Origin of the sequence: Prevotella sp. P5-64, assembly GCF_002251285.1 — a bacterium.
GTDB lineage: Bacteria > Bacteroidota > Bacteroidia > Bacteroidales > Bacteroidaceae > Prevotella.
This window is the reverse complement of record NZ_NPJK01000035.1, coordinates 86,181-100,442: the sequence shown is the minus strand read 5'-3', so window position 1 is coordinate 100,442 and position 14,262 is coordinate 86,181. Positions and strand designations below refer to the sequence as shown.

Annotated in this window: 16 protein-coding genes; 15 read left to right on the top strand and 1 reads right to left on the bottom strand. The window is 49.2% G+C overall.

The features are described 5' to 3' along the window. Positions 1-17: 17 nt before the first annotated feature. A complete protein-coding gene (gene uxaC, locus CIK87_RS06605) occupies positions 18-1,418 on the top strand; it encodes a glucuronate isomerase (protein WP_094386479.1) in 1,401 nt (466 codons plus the stop codon). Further along, a complete protein-coding gene (locus tag CIK87_RS13980; protein ID WP_144007785.1) occupies positions 1,390-1,581 on the top strand; it encodes a hypothetical protein in 192 nt (63 codons plus the stop codon). Before uxaC ends, CIK87_RS13980 begins: the two co-directional genes overlap by 29 nt. 180 nt (positions 1,582-1,761) lie before the next feature. Here CIK87_RS13980 and CIK87_RS06600 read toward each other — a convergent pair whose 3' ends face one another. Further along, positions 1,762-2,517: a hypothetical protein gene (locus CIK87_RS06600; RefSeq protein ID WP_094386477.1), complete on the bottom strand. Its 756-nt coding sequence runs from the start codon at positions 2,515-2,517 to the stop codon at positions 1,762-1,764. A 139-nt stretch (positions 2,518-2,656) separates the two neighbouring features. Here CIK87_RS06600 and CIK87_RS06595 point away from each other — a divergent pair, with 139 nt between their 5' ends. From CIK87_RS06595 to CIK87_RS06535, 13 genes are all read left to right on the top strand, one after another. Further along, positions 2,657-3,544: a lipopolysaccharide assembly protein LapB gene (locus tag CIK87_RS06595; RefSeq protein ID WP_094386475.1), complete on the top strand. Its 888-nt coding sequence runs from the start codon at positions 2,657-2,659 to the stop codon at positions 3,542-3,544. 396 nt (positions 3,545-3,940) lie between these two features. After that, entirely contained in the window at positions 3,941-4,771 is an 831-nt protein-coding gene (locus CIK87_RS06590) for a prephenate dehydratase (RefSeq protein WP_094386473.1), read from the top strand. Further along, positions 4,758-5,930 carry a pyridoxal phosphate-dependent aminotransferase gene (locus tag CIK87_RS06585; RefSeq protein ID WP_094386471.1) on the top strand — a complete coding sequence of 391 codons (1,173 nt, stop codon included), beginning with the start codon at positions 4,758-4,760 and terminating at the stop codon, positions 5,928-5,930. The genes CIK87_RS06590 and CIK87_RS06585 overlap by 14 nt, the downstream gene beginning before the upstream one ends. Before the next feature lie 41 nt (positions 5,931-5,971). Beyond that, positions 5,972-7,036, top strand: a complete 1,065-nt coding sequence (locus tag CIK87_RS06580) for a bifunctional 3-deoxy-7-phosphoheptulonate synthase/chorismate mutase type II (RefSeq protein ID WP_094386469.1) — start codon at positions 5,972-5,974, stop codon at positions 7,034-7,036. Between the two features lie 28 nt (positions 7,037-7,064). Then, positions 7,065-7,841 carry a prephenate dehydrogenase/arogenate dehydrogenase family protein gene (locus tag CIK87_RS06575; protein WP_022311042.1) on the top strand — a complete coding sequence of 259 codons (777 nt, stop codon included), beginning with the start codon at positions 7,065-7,067 and terminating at the stop codon, positions 7,839-7,841. Between the two features lie 16 nt (positions 7,842-7,857). Continuing rightward, entirely contained in the window at positions 7,858-8,811 is a 954-nt protein-coding gene (locus CIK87_RS06570) for an endonuclease (protein ID WP_094386467.1), read from the top strand. 82 nt (positions 8,812-8,893) lie between these two features. Beyond that, positions 8,894-9,595 carry an SIMPL domain-containing protein gene (locus CIK87_RS06565; protein WP_022311040.1) on the top strand — a complete coding sequence of 234 codons (702 nt, stop codon included), beginning with the start codon at positions 8,894-8,896 and terminating at the stop codon, positions 9,593-9,595. A 152-nt stretch (positions 9,596-9,747) separates the two neighbouring features. Then, complete coding sequence (gene ffh, locus CIK87_RS06560; RefSeq protein WP_094386464.1) at positions 9,748-11,091, top strand: signal recognition particle protein; 1,344 nt, start codon at positions 9,748-9,750, stop codon at positions 11,089-11,091. Between the two features lie 6 nt (positions 11,092-11,097). After that, on the top strand, positions 11,098-11,985 hold the full coding sequence (gene folD, locus CIK87_RS06555) for a bifunctional methylenetetrahydrofolate dehydrogenase/methenyltetrahydrofolate cyclohydrolase FolD (protein ID WP_022311038.1): 888 nt from the start codon (positions 11,098-11,100) through the stop codon (positions 11,983-11,985). After that, positions 11,982-12,161 carry a tetratricopeptide repeat protein gene (locus CIK87_RS06550; protein WP_022311037.1) on the top strand — a complete coding sequence of 60 codons (180 nt, stop codon included), beginning with the start codon at positions 11,982-11,984 and terminating at the stop codon, positions 12,159-12,161. Before folD ends, CIK87_RS06550 begins: the two co-directional genes overlap by 4 nt. A gap of 13 nt (positions 12,162-12,174) precedes the next feature. Then, the gene (locus CIK87_RS06545; RefSeq protein ID WP_022311036.1) at positions 12,175-12,408 is read left to right on the top strand and encodes a 4Fe-4S binding protein; all 234 of its coding nucleotides are present in this window, start codon (positions 12,175-12,177) and stop codon (positions 12,406-12,408) included. Between the two features lie 2 nt (positions 12,409-12,410). After that, on the top strand, positions 12,411-13,493 hold the full coding sequence (locus CIK87_RS06540; RefSeq protein ID WP_094386637.1) for a 3-methyl-2-oxobutanoate dehydrogenase subunit VorB: 1,083 nt from the start codon (positions 12,411-12,413) through the stop codon (positions 13,491-13,493). Further along, positions 13,490-14,257: a thiamine pyrophosphate-dependent enzyme gene (locus CIK87_RS06535; RefSeq protein ID WP_094386462.1), complete on the top strand. Its 768-nt coding sequence runs from the start codon at positions 13,490-13,492 to the stop codon at positions 14,255-14,257. Before CIK87_RS06540 ends, CIK87_RS06535 begins: the two co-directional genes overlap by 4 nt. Positions 14,258-14,262 lie beyond the last annotated feature (5 nt).

Below are 14,262 nucleotides of genomic sequence, written 5' to 3'. Positions count from 1 at the left end.
ATTAATTGATTTATTGTATGAAACAATTTATGGATGCCGATTTCCTTCTCGACACGGAGACGGCCAAACATCTTTACCATGACCACGCTGCCAAGATGCCAATTATCGATTATCATTGTCATCTTGACCCTAAAATGGTGGCCGACAATCATCAGTTTTCAAGCATTACCGAATTGTGGCTTGGAGAGGACCATTACAAGTGGCGCGCTATGCGTACCAATGGCATTGATGAAAAATATATTACCGGTGATGCTTCCGATTGGGAGAAGTTTGAGAAATGGGCTGATACCATTTCCTACTGCTACCGCAATCCGTTGTATCACTGGACTCACCTTGAACTTCGTTCGGGTTTTGGCATAGACAAGGTGCTCAGCCCAGCCACTGCGCGCGAAATCTATGACGAATGTAATGAGAAACTCAAACTCCCCGAGTTTTCGGCACGCGGACTGATGTCCCGCTTTAATGTTGAGTGCGTCTGCACAACCGACGACCCCATAGATGACCTGACTTATCACAAGCAAGTCAAGGAAAGCGGCTTCCAGATTCACATGCTGCCCGCCTGGCGCCCCGACAAGGCCATGAATATTGACAAGGCGGGCTTTGCCGATTATGTGCAGACTCTGGGTGAAAAGGCCGGCGTGAACATCGTCCACTTCAAGGATATGGTTGATGCCCTCCAGAAGCGTCATGACTATTTCAACGCCTGCGGATGCCGTCTTTCCGACCACGGCATTGATGAGTTCTACGACGAGCCATACACCGCGTCACAGATTGAGACCATCTTCTCCAAGGCCATGCGTGGCATGAGCCTGTCGGCATTGGAGATTCGCCAGTTCAAGCATTGTTTCCTTACCCTTAGTGCTGAAATGGACGCTGCCGACGACTGGACACAGCAGTTCCATTATGGCCCTATCCGCAACAACAATACGCGTATGTTCAACGCCATAGGCCCAGATACGGGATTCGACTCCATCGGTGAGTTCAATACCGCTACGGCTATGTCTCATTTCTTTGACCATCTCAATAGCGAGGGCAAACTTACCCGCACCATCATCTACACCCTCAACCCCTGCGCCAATGAGATGATAGCCGCGATGATAGGCAACTTCCAGGATGGCAGCGAGCCGGGCAAGATGCAGTTTGGTGCTGGCTGGTGGTTCAACGACCAGCTCGACGGAATGACCCGCCAGATGAACGCCTTGTCCAACCTGGGTCTCCTGTCAAGGTTTGTGGGCATGCTGACCGACTCTCGCTCGTTCCTGAGCTATCCCCGTCATGAGTACTTCCGTCGTCTGCTGTGCAATCTATTAGGTACAGACGTGGAGCGAGGACTTATACCCAATGACGAGGAACCCTTGGCACGCATGGTGGAGGACATCTCCTACAACAATGCGCGCAGATATTTCAGATTCTATTGATACCGTCCAGACCGAAGATAAACAGAGAGGGCTTGCAGCATCATGTTGCAAGCCCTTTTTATCTTTTGGCATGGCGGCATTGTCATTTGCCCTGTTCTTGATAGTAGATGACGGCAGCGAGAGTCGGGATGTGCGTTTGCTGCATATCATGGTCTTGTTGTGAGAGCAACGCAATATATATCAGTAAAAACCAAAAACATCCGAGGTCTCATTAAAGATAATTCCGTGGTTTGATTTATGGCTTTCACACTTTGATACCGTCTTTTCACGCCATGATTTTGTGGTTTCGCGCTTTGCAATCAACTTGTATCTTATCTCCAACTGAAATGGCGCCTCTGCGCGGTCAGGGGCGTTGGTTGGGGTAGAGGTGGTGGTCGCCATAGAACGGGCGGTTGTTGTCATACCACGCCTGTTGTACATCGACCTGGATGGAAAACGACGGACTGAAGTTGTATTTGGCACCTATACCGATGACATTGGCACCGGGAGTGGCAAAGCCATAACCCGTACGCATGGAGAAGGGTAGGGCGCTGTAGCCCCAATAGCCATATCCGGGCATACCATAACGATTGAAGAAGGAGTTATAGTTGTTGGCTATCGAGAGCTGGCCATAGGCATAGAGTTCCCACTTCTCATTGATTTTATAACCCAGAATGCCATAGAGACCGACATCACGGTAGGCGTCGCCGCCCCAAGTGGTGTTGTTGAAGTAAATGCCGGCTGCACCCCATAACTTGCCGTCGCGCGTAAGGGGCGCGAGATAGGCGGCATTGATGTTCTGGCCGAAGCCGCCACGATGAGGGGCGTGTTTGCCCAGTGTGGCAAAGGCGCTGAAGTCGAGCGCGAGGTTGAGCCCCTCGTGCATGCCGCCGACGTAGGTATCGACATTGGGCTCGGGATTGGCAAACTTGGTATCCAGAAGCCGTGGCTCGCCATTGTAGATGCGTGGCGCCTGTCCTATATAATATAAGGTGTCGCCGGGAAGCAACCATTCGTTGCGCATATTGTCTGCACTGTGGAGCGGACCACGTGCTATACGCTGTGCAAATATGGCGTGGCTTATGCTGAAGAGCCATATTAAAAGCATAATTCGTTTCATAACGGCAAAATTAATAGTTTCGGATAACTTATCGGCAACTTCGAGGCAAAAAAAGTTGTTTTTGTTTGCCTTGTTAACCTAATTTATGTTACCTTTGTAAATTATAGAGCTTTTATTAATCACTAATATAACGATAGAAATGGGTTTTTTGAAGTCATTATTAGGCTTGGGTGGTGAAGATGCTACCGCCAAGAACGACGATAACAAGAGTAAGGAATTTGACGTGCTCAAATACGACGGCGTGCGCGCCCTCCGTATGGGTCAGAACGATTATGCGGTAAAGTGCTTTGAACATGCGCTCCAGATACATGATGACCTTGAGACCTGTGACTATCTCTCCCAGGCCTATCTGCGACTCGGCGACCTCGAGAATTCCTACCAGTATCTCGGTCGTCTCGCCGAAGCCCAGCCCGACAATGAGCAGATATGGCTGCGTATGGCCAATGTGGCCTATATGCGTGAAGACTACGACGCCCAGCAACAGATGAGCAACAAGGCTTTGGAAGTTAATCCTGAAAGTGCCGAAGCCCATTACTTGTTGGCCCAATCGTATGTAGGACAGGGCAACCCCATACTGGCAATAGCCATGCTTACCAAGGCAATAGCCATCAACGAGGCTTTCCTCAGTGCCAATCTGCTGCGTGGAGAGACCCTCCTGAAGATGGGCGACCTCGCCGGCGCCGAGGCTGATGTGAAATTGCTCATGGAAAAGGTGCCGGAAAACGAGGATGCGCTGCTTCTGGCTGCCAGAGTGGCCAAGGCCAAGGATGACCTCGATGGCGCTTTGGCTTACTATGATCGCGTGATTGACGCCAATCCTTTCAGCGCCGCTGCCATGAAGGAGCGCGGAGCGGTGAAGTATGCCAAGGGCGACAAGGAAGGTGCCGAGGCTGACGCCCGTGCTGCGCTGGAGCTGGAACCCGAACAGGTGGCCGATGTCAATGGCGACTATACCGCTCGCGGTACCGAGGACATACAGCGCAAGGTCGAAGAAGCCTATCGCAACAGCAATCCATTCGGTGTATAAGCCAGTAGACTCAGTGAACGTGCCCACCAGGTAAACCGGGATGATGGCCCTGCCGACGAACGGACGCAGTGCACTCGCCGGGTGCCCGGAACGGAGGACGGCTGCGACAGCGATGACCGCGAAGGTGATGGCCAGCGTGGCGACAATTGCAGATAATTGAAAAAAAACTATCGAAATGTTTGCATGGTTCACTGGAAAGTTATACTTTTGTATCGTAAACGCAATAATAACGATAATATGATAGCAATGAACGCATACTTTTATGGCTTTTACTTTTACTTTGCAAGCAATTGTGAAGCGGGAAGTTGCGTATAAAATCAACTTAGGATATTAACATAACAGTAATCCCGCTTCAAGCCTATTGGAGCGGGATTTTTGCATAAATAAAAGATACGAATGAAGAGAGTAGCAATACAGGGAGTAATCGGGTCGTTTCATGATATAGCGGCACATCAGTATTTCGAAGGAGAACAGTTGCAAATCATCTGCTGCTCAACCTTCGAACAGATATTCGAAAATATCAGACGTGACCCCACCGTGATTGGCTTTCTCGCCATTGAGAACACGATAGCCGGCTCGTTGCTGCATAATTATGAACTGCTGCGCTCGTCGGGTACTACCATCGTGGGCGAACACCGTCTGCACATCCAGCATGCCATCTGCTGTCTGCCCGACAACGACTGGACCAGCGTGACCGAGGTCCACTCGCACCCCGTGGCGCTGATGCAGTGCCGCAACTTTCTCTCCAATCATCCCGGTATCAAGGCTGTGGAAGGCGAGGACACCGCTGGGAGTGCCGAATACATCAGCCGTAACCGCTGCAAGGGTTGGGCGGCCATCTGCCATGCCGATGCCGCCAGGCTCTATGGCATGAAGGTGCTGGAAGACCATATCGAGGACAACAAGCACAACTTTACCCGCTTCCTGGTGGTATGCCATCCCAACAAGGCCGATTTCATGAGGCAGATAGAGCATACCAACAAGTCGAGCCTCGTATTCTCGTTGCCCCACGAGGAAGGCAGTCTGTCCAAGGTGCTTACCATTCTCTCCTTCTACGACATCAACTTGACCAAGATACAGTCTCTGCCCATCATCGGGCATGAGTGGGAATATCTCTTCTATGTCGATGTGACCTTCGACAATCTCACGCGTTACCGCCAGTCGATAGACGCCATTATACCACTGACTAAAGAACTACAAATAATCGGAGAATATGAACAACATTAAACCAGCCAGCCGCCTGGACGCGGTACAGGAATATTACTTCAGTCGGAAACTCAAGGAAGTGGCACGACTCAATGCTGAAGGACAGGATATCATAAGTCTTGCTATAGGCAGTCCGGACCAGCCGCCTTCGCCCCAGACCATCGACAAACTCTGCGAGGTGGCTCACGACCCGTCGGCCCACGGCTACCAGCCCACGATGGGTACGATGGAACTGAGGAAGGCTATGGCAGACTTCTACCACAGATGGTACGGCGTGGAGGTAGACGCCGCCAGTGAGGTGCAGCCCCTGATAGGCAGTAAGGAAGGTATACTGCATATCACTCTCGCCTTTGTCAATCCTGGCGATGAGGTGCTGGTGCCTAATCCAGGCTATCCTACCTATACCTCGCTCAGCAAGATACTCGGTGCCAAGGTGGTCAACTACAATCTGGACGAAGACAATGGCTGGCAGCCCGATTTCGAAGAACTGGAGCACAGAGACCTGTCGCGCGTGAAACTGATGTGGACCAATTATCCCAACATGCCCACCGGCGGCGATGCCCGCATGGAAACGTACCGCAAGCTGGTCGACTTTGCCCGCCGCCATGACATCGTAGTGGTCAACGACAATCCCTACTCGTTCATCCTCAACGAGCATCCCCTGTCTCTGCTCCAAGTGGAAGGCGCCAAGGACTGTTGTATAGAGCTCAACTCGATGTCGAAGGGCTACAACATGCCAGGATGGCGTGTGGGAATGTGTGTGTCAAACCCACTGTTCATCAGTTGGATACTGAAAATCAAGAGCAATATAGACAGCGGTACCTTCCGCGGACTGCAACTTGCTGCGGCGGAGGCCCTGACAACCAATACCGAAGAGTGGCACAGAGAATATAATATCAACGTGTATCGCCGTCGCCGCGAAATAGCCGAGCGCATCATGCAGGCTTTGGGCTGCACTTATGATGACAGTCAGGTGGGTATGTTTCTTTGGGGAAAAATCGCTGACAAGTATGCCAATGCCGAGCAACTCACCGAAAGGGTGCTGCACGAGGCCCGGGTCTTCATTACCCCAGGCTTCATATTTGGCAGCAATGGCGAACGCTATGTGAGAATTTCGCTCTGCGCCCAGGACGATAAGATGCAGGAAGCGCTGAGACGCATCGGCGGTCTGGCATGGTGATGATAAATAACGATAAAACAACACATTAAAATACGAATATTATGGAATTGGATCTTCTCCCTCTTAATCTGCCGAGCGATAACGAACGCCCGTTGGTCATAGCCGGTCCTTGTTCGGCTGAAAGTGAAGAACAGGTAATGGAAACAGCCCGACAGCTGGCTGCTAAAGGATGTCATAACTTCCGCGCCGGTGTGTGGAAACCCCGAACCAAGCCAGGTGGTTTTGAAGGTAAAGGTGAAGAGGCGTTGCCCTGGTTGCAACGTGTCAAGAAAGAGACCGGCATGCTCGTATCTACCGAAGTGGCAAAGCCCGAGCATGTGGAACTCTGTCTGAAATATGGCATAGACATCCTGTGGGTAGGCGCACGCACAGCAGCCAATCCCTTTGCCATGCAGGACTTGGCAGACGCACTCAAAGGAGTGGATGTGCCCGTGTTTGTCAAGAACCCCGTCAACCCTGACCTGGAACTCTGGATTGGCGCCATGGAGCGTATCAATCAGGCAGGCATCAAGCGTATGGCTGCCATTCATCGCGGCTTCTCCAGCTTTGATAAAAAGATTTACCGAAACCTGCCTATGTGGCAGATACCTATGGAGTTGCATCGTCGCATCCCCACGCTTCCCATCATCTGTGACCCCAGCCACATCGGCGGTCGTCGCGAACTGATTGCCCCCTTGTGCCAACAGGCTATGGACCTGGGCTTTGATGGTCTGCTGGTCGAAAGTCACTGCTCTCCTGATGAAGCATGGAGCGATGCCAAGCAACAAGTGACGCCAGAAGTATTGGATTATATATTAAGTTTATTGATAGTGAGAGACGAACATGTAACCACCGAAGGCATAACGCTCTTGCGCAAGCAGGTGGATGAACTGGACAACGAGTTAATGAACCTTCTGTCGAAGCGAATGCGTGTATGCCGCGAGATAGGTCAGTACAAAAAGGAGCACAACATGACTGTATTCCAGGCCAACCGCTATTCGGAAATTTTGGACAAGCGTGGCGCGCAAGGTGCGCTGCTGGGTATGTCGCCAGAGTTTATCGCGCAGGTTTTTGAACACGTACACGAAGAGAGTGTGCGCCAACAGGTAGAAATCATCAACCACTAAAACGGCAAGAAAGAGAATTACAGCATCTATGAAGATATTGATTATGGGAGCAGGGAAGATGGGGAGTTTCTTCATCGACCTGCTCAGCTTTGAGCACGAGGTTGCGGTATATGAGAAGGACGCCAAACGCATGCGGTTTACCTATAACTGCCAGCGGTTTACGTCTCTTGATGAAATAAAAGGTTTCGCCCCAGAACTGGTTATCAATGCGGTGACGGTGAAGTATACCATACCTGCATTCAGAGAGGTCATTCCATATCTGCCGGAAGACTGCATCCTGAGCGATATCAGCTCGGTCAAGACTGGGTTGAAGGAATTCTATGAGAGTACGCATCACCGCTATGTGTCTACCCACCCGATGTTTGGTCCGACCTTTGCCAATCTGAACCAACTGTCGGAAGAGAATGCCATCATCATCAGCGAAGGCGACTATATGGGACGTATCTTCTATAAAGACATCTATGCTCGGTTGGGACTGAACATCTATGAATACACCTTTGAAGAACATGACAAGACAGTGGCATATTCTCTGAGTATACCTTTCGTCAGTACGTTTGTGTTTGCGGCGGTCATGAAGCATCAAGACGCTCCCGGCACCACGTTCAAGCGGCATATGCGCATCGCCAAAGGCGTGTTAAGCGAGGACGACTACCTGCTCCAGGAAATTCTGTTCAATCCCTACACCCATGACCAGGTGTCGCAAATACGCAGCGAGTTGAAGGAACTGCTCGAAATCATTGACAATCGTGATGCGGATGGGATGAAGGACTATCTCACCAAAATCAGGAAGAATGTAAAGGACTAAAAGACACGGGAGGGGTATGTGTAGTCTGCTGGCTCTGCTGATGGGCATTTTCACGATGGTCGAACTGAATTGCGAAAATCTCTTTGATTGTCGTCATGACAGTTTGAAGGAAGATACTGAGTATCTGCCTACGAGTTATCGTCACTGGACTCCTTACAGATATTGGACCAAGCTGAACCACATAGGTCAGGAAATTATCGCATGTGGAGAGTATCGCGGCAGGTTTGAAATCCCCGACTTGGTGGCTTTGACCGAGGTCGAAAACGACAGTGTGCTTTTTGACCTCACCCGTCGCTCCATACTGCGACAGGCTCGTTACGAATATGTAATGACCTCTTCGCCCGACGTGCGTGGCATCGATGTGGCGCTGCTGTATTCTCCGTTTACGTTCAAGCTATTGGACAGTTATGCCATACGTATAGAACCGATGAAAGGGATGAAGCCCACGCGCGATATATTGTATGCCAAGGGTTTGACGATAGCGGATGACACGCTGCATGTCTTTGTGGTGCATGCGCCAAGCCGCTCGGGAGGTGAGAAGGAAACTCAGCCTCATCGAATGTGCGTGGCTGACAAGCTGTTGGAATCGACAGACTCGGTGCTGGCCATCTCGCCATCGGCCAGGATATTGATAGCCGGCGATTTCAATGATACCGAGAAAGACAGGTCGGTCAAGAAAATCGTGGAGCATGGCTTGGTGGAGCTCTCGACCCAACTGCACACAGCCAATGGTGCAAAGGGAACTTATAGGTTTCGCGGGAGATGGCAGAATCTTGACCATATTTTCGGTACGCGTCCTATGTGGGACGACTGGATAGGTGCTGAGCTGGGTGCCTTCAAGTTCCTGCTCACTGAAGACAAGAAATATGGTGGCGTGCAACCTCGTCGCAATTACATAGGAATGAAGTATCAGAATGGCTACAGTGACCATCTGCCTCTGATAGTACGTTTCAAAATTCGTGGCAATTAGTGTGTTTTCATCAGCTTTTATTTGGAACATATATGAGTTTTCCCTATATTTGCAGATGATTAACAATATAATATAAGGTATTATGAAAAAGTGGATTTATTCATCGGCGATTTTGGCGTTTTCCATTATCGTGCTGGGGCTTTGCCTGAAGTGTGGTATAGATGACTTCGCCAACAAAGACCGTAAGGTTACGGTTAAGGGACTGGCAGAGAAGGAAGTGGAAGCAGACAAGGTGACATGGCCAATCCTGTTTAAGGAAACCGGTAATGACCTGCCGGCTTTGTATGATGATATTGCCAACAAACAGGCACGGATAATCAAGTTTCTGCATGAGTCGGGACTGAATGACAAGGACATTACAATAAATGCATCCAAGGTGGTGGACCTCAATGCAGACCAATATTCGTCTAACAACAAGCCTTACCGCTACGTCATCACAGCCATTATGACCGTGACTTCACGCAATGTCAAACTGGTAAGGGGCATTATAGCCAAGCAAAGTGTGCTCCTGAAGCAGGGGATAGCCATCGTCGGGGGCGATTATGAAAATCCGACGGTATACGAGTACGTCTCCTTCACGTCGATGAAGCCGAAAATGATGGAAGAGGCTATACACAATGCGGAGAAAACGGCACAGCAATTTGCTGAAAACAGCCATTCCAATCTGAACAAGATAATCAGTGCCGACCAGGGGCAGTTCAGCATCGAGGACAGGGACCAGAACACTCCTTGGATTAAAAAAGTGAGAGTTGTCACTACGATAACTTTCTCTCTCAAGGACTGAAAATCGCACGATTGTACCAATATTATTGCACATATATATATATATGTGTGCGCGAGGATAGCGCGGATGTTTTAAAATTCTATAAAACATCCACGCCATTCATCTTTTTGTACCAATAATTCGTTATTTTTGCAATAAAAATATACAAAACAATGTTTGAGAATTTAAGTGACAGACTGGAACGCTCCTTCAAGATACTTAAAGGTGAAGGAAAAATCACGGAAATTAACGTTGCAGAAACTCTGAAGGATGTTCGCCGCGCATTGGTAGATGCAGACGTGAACTATAAAGTAGCTAAGCAATTTACAGATACAGTCAAGCAGAAAGCGCTTGGCATGAATGTGCTTACAGCGGTAAAGCCAGGTCAGCTGATGGTGAAACTTGTACACGACGAGTTGGCAGAACTGATGGGTGGAGAGGCCGTTGAACTGAAGCTCAATGGCAAGCCTTCCGTTATCTTAATGTCGGGATTGCAGGGTTCAGGTAAAACTACTTTTACTGGTAAACTTGCAAACAGGCTGAAGACCAACAATGGTAAGAAGCCTTTGCTCGTGGCTTGCGACGTCTATCGTCCTGCTGCTATTGAGCAGCTTAAGGTTGTTGCGGCTCAGATTGGTGTGCCTGTCTATACCGAAGAAGGTAACAAGGATGTAGTAGAGATTGCGCTCCACGCCATCCACGAGGCCAAGGCTAAAGGCTATGACCTGGTTATCGTTGATACTGCCGGTCGTCTGGCTGTTGACGAAGAGATGATGGATGAAATCTCTCGTCTCAAGGATGCTGTTAATCCTGATGAGACTCTCTTTGTGGTTGACTCTATGACCGGCCAAGATGCAGTTAATACCGCGAAGGAGTTTAACCAAAGACTTGACTTTGACGGTGTGGTACTGACTAAGCTCGATGGTGATACTCGTGGCGGTGCTGCCCTCAGTATCCGTACGGTTGTCAACAAACCCATCAAGTTCATCGGTACCGGTGAGAAGATGGAGGCTATTGATGTCTTCTATCCCGAGCGTATGGCCGACCGTATCCTCGGTATGGGTGACGTGGTCAGCTTGGTTGAGCGAGCTCAGCAGCAGTATGACGAAGAAGAAGCCAAGCGTCTCCAGAAGAAAATCCAAAAGAATCAGTTTGACTTTAATGACTTCCTCAACCAGATTAACCAAATCAAGAAGATGGGTAATCTGAAGGATTTGGCCAGTATGATTCCTGGAGTTGGCAAAGCCATCAAGGATATTGATATCGATGACAATGCGTTTAAGGGTATTGAGGCCATCATTTATAGTATGACTCCTGAAGAGCGTAGTAATCCTGGTATTTTGAATACAAGCCGTCGCCAGCGCATCGCCAAAGGTTCCGGAACGAATATTCAAGAGGTGAACAGACTGATTAAGCAGTTTGACCAGACACGTAAAATGATGAAGATGGTTACTGGTGGTAGTATGAAGGGTATGATGAGCCGTATGAAGGGAATGCCTGGAATGCCTAAAATGTAATAATGTATGGCCGAATATAAAATAATTGATGGAAAGGCAACTTCCATTGCCATTAAAAAGGAAATTGCTGAAGAAGTAGAGCGTATCGTTGCCGCTGGAGGTAAACGCCCTCATCTGGCAGCTGTGCTCGTTGGTCACGATGGTGGTAGCGAAACCTACGTCAAGAACAAGGTTATTGCCTGCGAGCAGTGCGGATTCGTTTCGTCGTTGATTCGTTATGAAGAAGACGTGACTGAAGAAGAGCTGTTGGCATGTGTAAATCGTCTGAATTCGGATGAAAATATTGATGGATTTATCGTGCAGCTTCCCCTGCCTAAGCACATTGACGAGCAGAAAATCATTATGGCTATCGACTATCGTAAGGATGTTGACGGATTTCATCCCATCAACGTTGGTCGCATGTCGATAGGCTTGCCATGCTTCGTCTCTGCGACTCCATTGGGTATACTTACGTTGCTGCGCCATTACAATATAGAGACATCTGGAAAGAAGTGTGTCGTGCTCGGGCGAAGTAACATCGTCGGAAAGCCCATGGCCCAGCTCATGATGCAGAAGCAATATGGCGATTGTACTGTTACCGTCTGTCACTCCCATTCCCAGAATCTCAAAGAGGAGTGTAAGCAGGCAGACATCATCATTGCTGCCATCGGTAGACCGCATTTCGTTACAGCTGATATGGTGAAACCTGGAGCGGTTATAGTCGACGTGGGCACAACGCGCGTTCCAGATTCAAGCAAGAAGAGTGGTTTCAAACTTACCGGAGATGTCGATTTCGAGAATGTGGCTCCACTTGCATCGTATATAACTCCAGTTCCAGGTGGGGTGGGCCCAATGACGATTTGTTCCTTAATGAAGAACACTCTGTCAGCCGGCAAAAAGGAATTTTACAAATGACAGCGAACGATTATTACCAGCAAGGCAACGAATATCGTAGACAAGGCGATTGGCAAAAGGCCATGAACTGTTATCTTGAGGCAATTGCCTTGGATGGAGATTCTCCTGCCGTTGAAGCTAAGGCGATGCTGGATGATATATTGAACTTCTATAACAAGGACGCATATAATCCTTAAATACTATATTATTATGAGCAAAATCAAGGGTGCTATCGTAGTCAATACTGACAGATGCAAGGGATGTCAATTGTGCATTGTCGCTTGCCCGAAGAATGTTATTGCATTGGCTCAGAAGAAAGTGAACGTACATGGCTATCCCTATGTCGAAGCAGTTAATCCTGACGACTGTATAGGGTGTGCAAGTTGTGGTGTTGTCTGTCCTGACGGTTGCATAACTGTCTATAAGAAAAAAATGGAGGAATGATTATGGCAGAACAGGAAGTAAAATTAATGAAAGGAAATGAAGCTATTGCTCATGCAGCAATACGTTGCGGTGCTGATGGCTTCTTCGGTTATCCAATTACTCCACAGACAGAAATCATAGAGACGCTCTCTGTGTTGAAGCCATGGGAGACAACGGGAATGGTTGTTCTTCAGGCCGAGAGCGAGGTGGCTTCTATCAACATGGTTTATGGCGGCGCGGGAGCCGGAAAGAAGGTATTTACGACTTCTTCATCACCTGGTGTGTCGCTAATGCAGGAGGGAATCAGCTATATGGCTGGTGCAGAGATACCCGGTGTCTTTGTAAACGTTCAGCGTGGAGGCCCTGGACTCGGAACCATCCAGCCCAGTCAGAGTGATTATTTCCAGTCAACCCGAGGTGGTGGCAATGGTGATTACTATGTGATTGTGCTTGCGCCTAACTCTGTTCAGGAAATGGCAGACTTCATGGACCTCGCTTTTGATTTGGCTTTCAAGTATCGCAACCCAGCTATGATTTTGTCGGATGGCGTTATAGGCCAGATGATGGAAAAGGTAGTCCTTCCGCCTATGAAGCCACGCCGCACGGAGGAAGAAATACGACGAGAATGTCCATGGGCAACCATCGGCAGGACTCCCGACCGAGACATTAATATTATGACTTCGCTCGAGTTGCAGTCCGAGGTGATGGAGCAGCGCAATATACATCTTCAGAAGAAGTATGACATAATCAAGGAGAATGAAGTCAGATTTGAGAAGACCAACCTTGACGATGCCGATTATGTCATTGTCGCTTTCGGCAGTGTAGCCCGAATCTCGGAAAAGGCTGTCGAGTTGGCGCGCGAAGAAGGTATAAAGGTGGGACTGTTCCGCCCAATTACCTTGTGGCCCTTCCCCGAAAAGGAGATAGCCGAGTTGGCCAAGACCAAGAAAGGCTTCTTGGTAGCCGAGTTGAACGCTGGCCAGATGATAGAGGATGTCCGTCTCGCCGTCAACGGCGAAACCAAGGTCGCGCATTTTGGCAGACTTGGTGGAATGGTGCCTGACCCCGAAGAGATTGTTAACGCATTAAAGGAGGAATTGCTATGAACAACGAAATAGTATCTCAAGAAAATCTTGTGTATCAGAAGCCAAATTTAATGAACGATACCACCATGCACTATTGCCCCGGCTGCTCGCATGGAGTTGTTCACAAACTGGTTGCTGAAGTAATCGAAGAAATGGGATTGGCAGAAAAGACCGTCGGAGTATGTCCTGTGGGATGCGCGGTCTTCGCATATCGTTATTTGGATATCGACTGGCAGGAAGCAGCCCACGGCCGAGCTCCAGCAGTTGCCACTGGCATCAAGCGCTTATGGCCCGACAGACTCGTGTTTACCTACCAGGGTGATGGAGATATGGCATGTATCGGTACTTGTGAGACGATACATGCGCTCAATCGCGGCGAGAATATTGCAATGATTTTCATCAACAATGCCATTTATGGTATGACCGGCGGACAGATGGCCCCGACCACCCTCGTAGGCCAGAAGACAAGTACCTGTCCCTATGGACGTGACCCGGAAATCCACGGCTGGCCGCTGAATATTGCCGAACTTGCCGCCCATCTCAAGGGAACCTGCTATGTCACTTGCCAGAGCGTCGAGAGTGTTGCGTCGATTCGCAAAGCCAAGATGGCCATCCGCAAGGCTTTCGAGGCATCCATGAAGGGTCTTGGTTCGTCGCTGGTAGAAATCGTTGCGACCTGTAACAGCGGTTGGAAACTCTCTCCAGTCAAGGCCAACGAGTGGATGAAGGAGAATATGTTTGCCAATTATCCCAAAGGCGACTTAAAGGATACGACGAATCTGTAAGTTGA

Bases quoted from the DNA above. Each gene is read 5' to 3' on its own strand.
- uxaC (WP_094386479.1), top strand. From the start codon at position 18: ATGAAACAATTTATGGATGCCGATTTCCTTCTCGACACGGAGACGGCC.
- CIK87_RS13980 (WP_144007785.1), top strand. From the start codon at position 1,390: ATGCGCGCAGATATTTCAGATTCTATTGATACCGTCCAGACCGAAGAT.
- CIK87_RS06600 (WP_094386477.1), bottom strand. From the start codon at position 2,517: ATGAAACGAATTATGCTTTTAATATGGCTCTTCAGCATAAGCCACGCC.
- CIK87_RS06595 (WP_094386475.1), top strand. From the start codon at position 2,657: ATGGGTTTTTTGAAGTCATTATTAGGCTTGGGTGGTGAAGATGCTACC.
- CIK87_RS06590 (WP_094386473.1), top strand. From the start codon at position 3,941: ATGAAGAGAGTAGCAATACAGGGAGTAATCGGGTCGTTTCATGATATA.
- CIK87_RS06585 (WP_094386471.1), top strand. From the start codon at position 4,758: ATGAACAACATTAAACCAGCCAGCCGCCTGGACGCGGTACAGGAATAT.
- CIK87_RS06580 (WP_094386469.1), top strand. From the start codon at position 5,972: ATGGAATTGGATCTTCTCCCTCTTAATCTGCCGAGCGATAACGAACGC.
- CIK87_RS06575 (WP_022311042.1), top strand. From the start codon at position 7,065: ATGAAGATATTGATTATGGGAGCAGGGAAGATGGGGAGTTTCTTCATC.
- CIK87_RS06570 (WP_094386467.1), top strand. From the start codon at position 7,858: ATGTGTAGTCTGCTGGCTCTGCTGATGGGCATTTTCACGATGGTCGAA.
- CIK87_RS06565 (WP_022311040.1), top strand. From the start codon at position 8,894: ATGAAAAAGTGGATTTATTCATCGGCGATTTTGGCGTTTTCCATTATC.
- ffh (WP_094386464.1), top strand. From the start codon at position 9,748: ATGTTTGAGAATTTAAGTGACAGACTGGAACGCTCCTTCAAGATACTT.
- folD (WP_022311038.1), top strand. From the start codon at position 11,098: ATGGCCGAATATAAAATAATTGATGGAAAGGCAACTTCCATTGCCATT.
- CIK87_RS06550 (WP_022311037.1), top strand. From the start codon at position 11,982: ATGACAGCGAACGATTATTACCAGCAAGGCAACGAATATCGTAGACAA.
- CIK87_RS06545 (WP_022311036.1), top strand. From the start codon at position 12,175: ATGAGCAAAATCAAGGGTGCTATCGTAGTCAATACTGACAGATGCAAG.
- CIK87_RS06540 (WP_094386637.1), top strand. From the start codon at position 12,411: ATGGCAGAACAGGAAGTAAAATTAATGAAAGGAAATGAAGCTATTGCT.
- CIK87_RS06535 (WP_094386462.1), top strand. From the start codon at position 13,490: ATGAACAACGAAATAGTATCTCAAGAAAATCTTGTGTATCAGAAGCCA.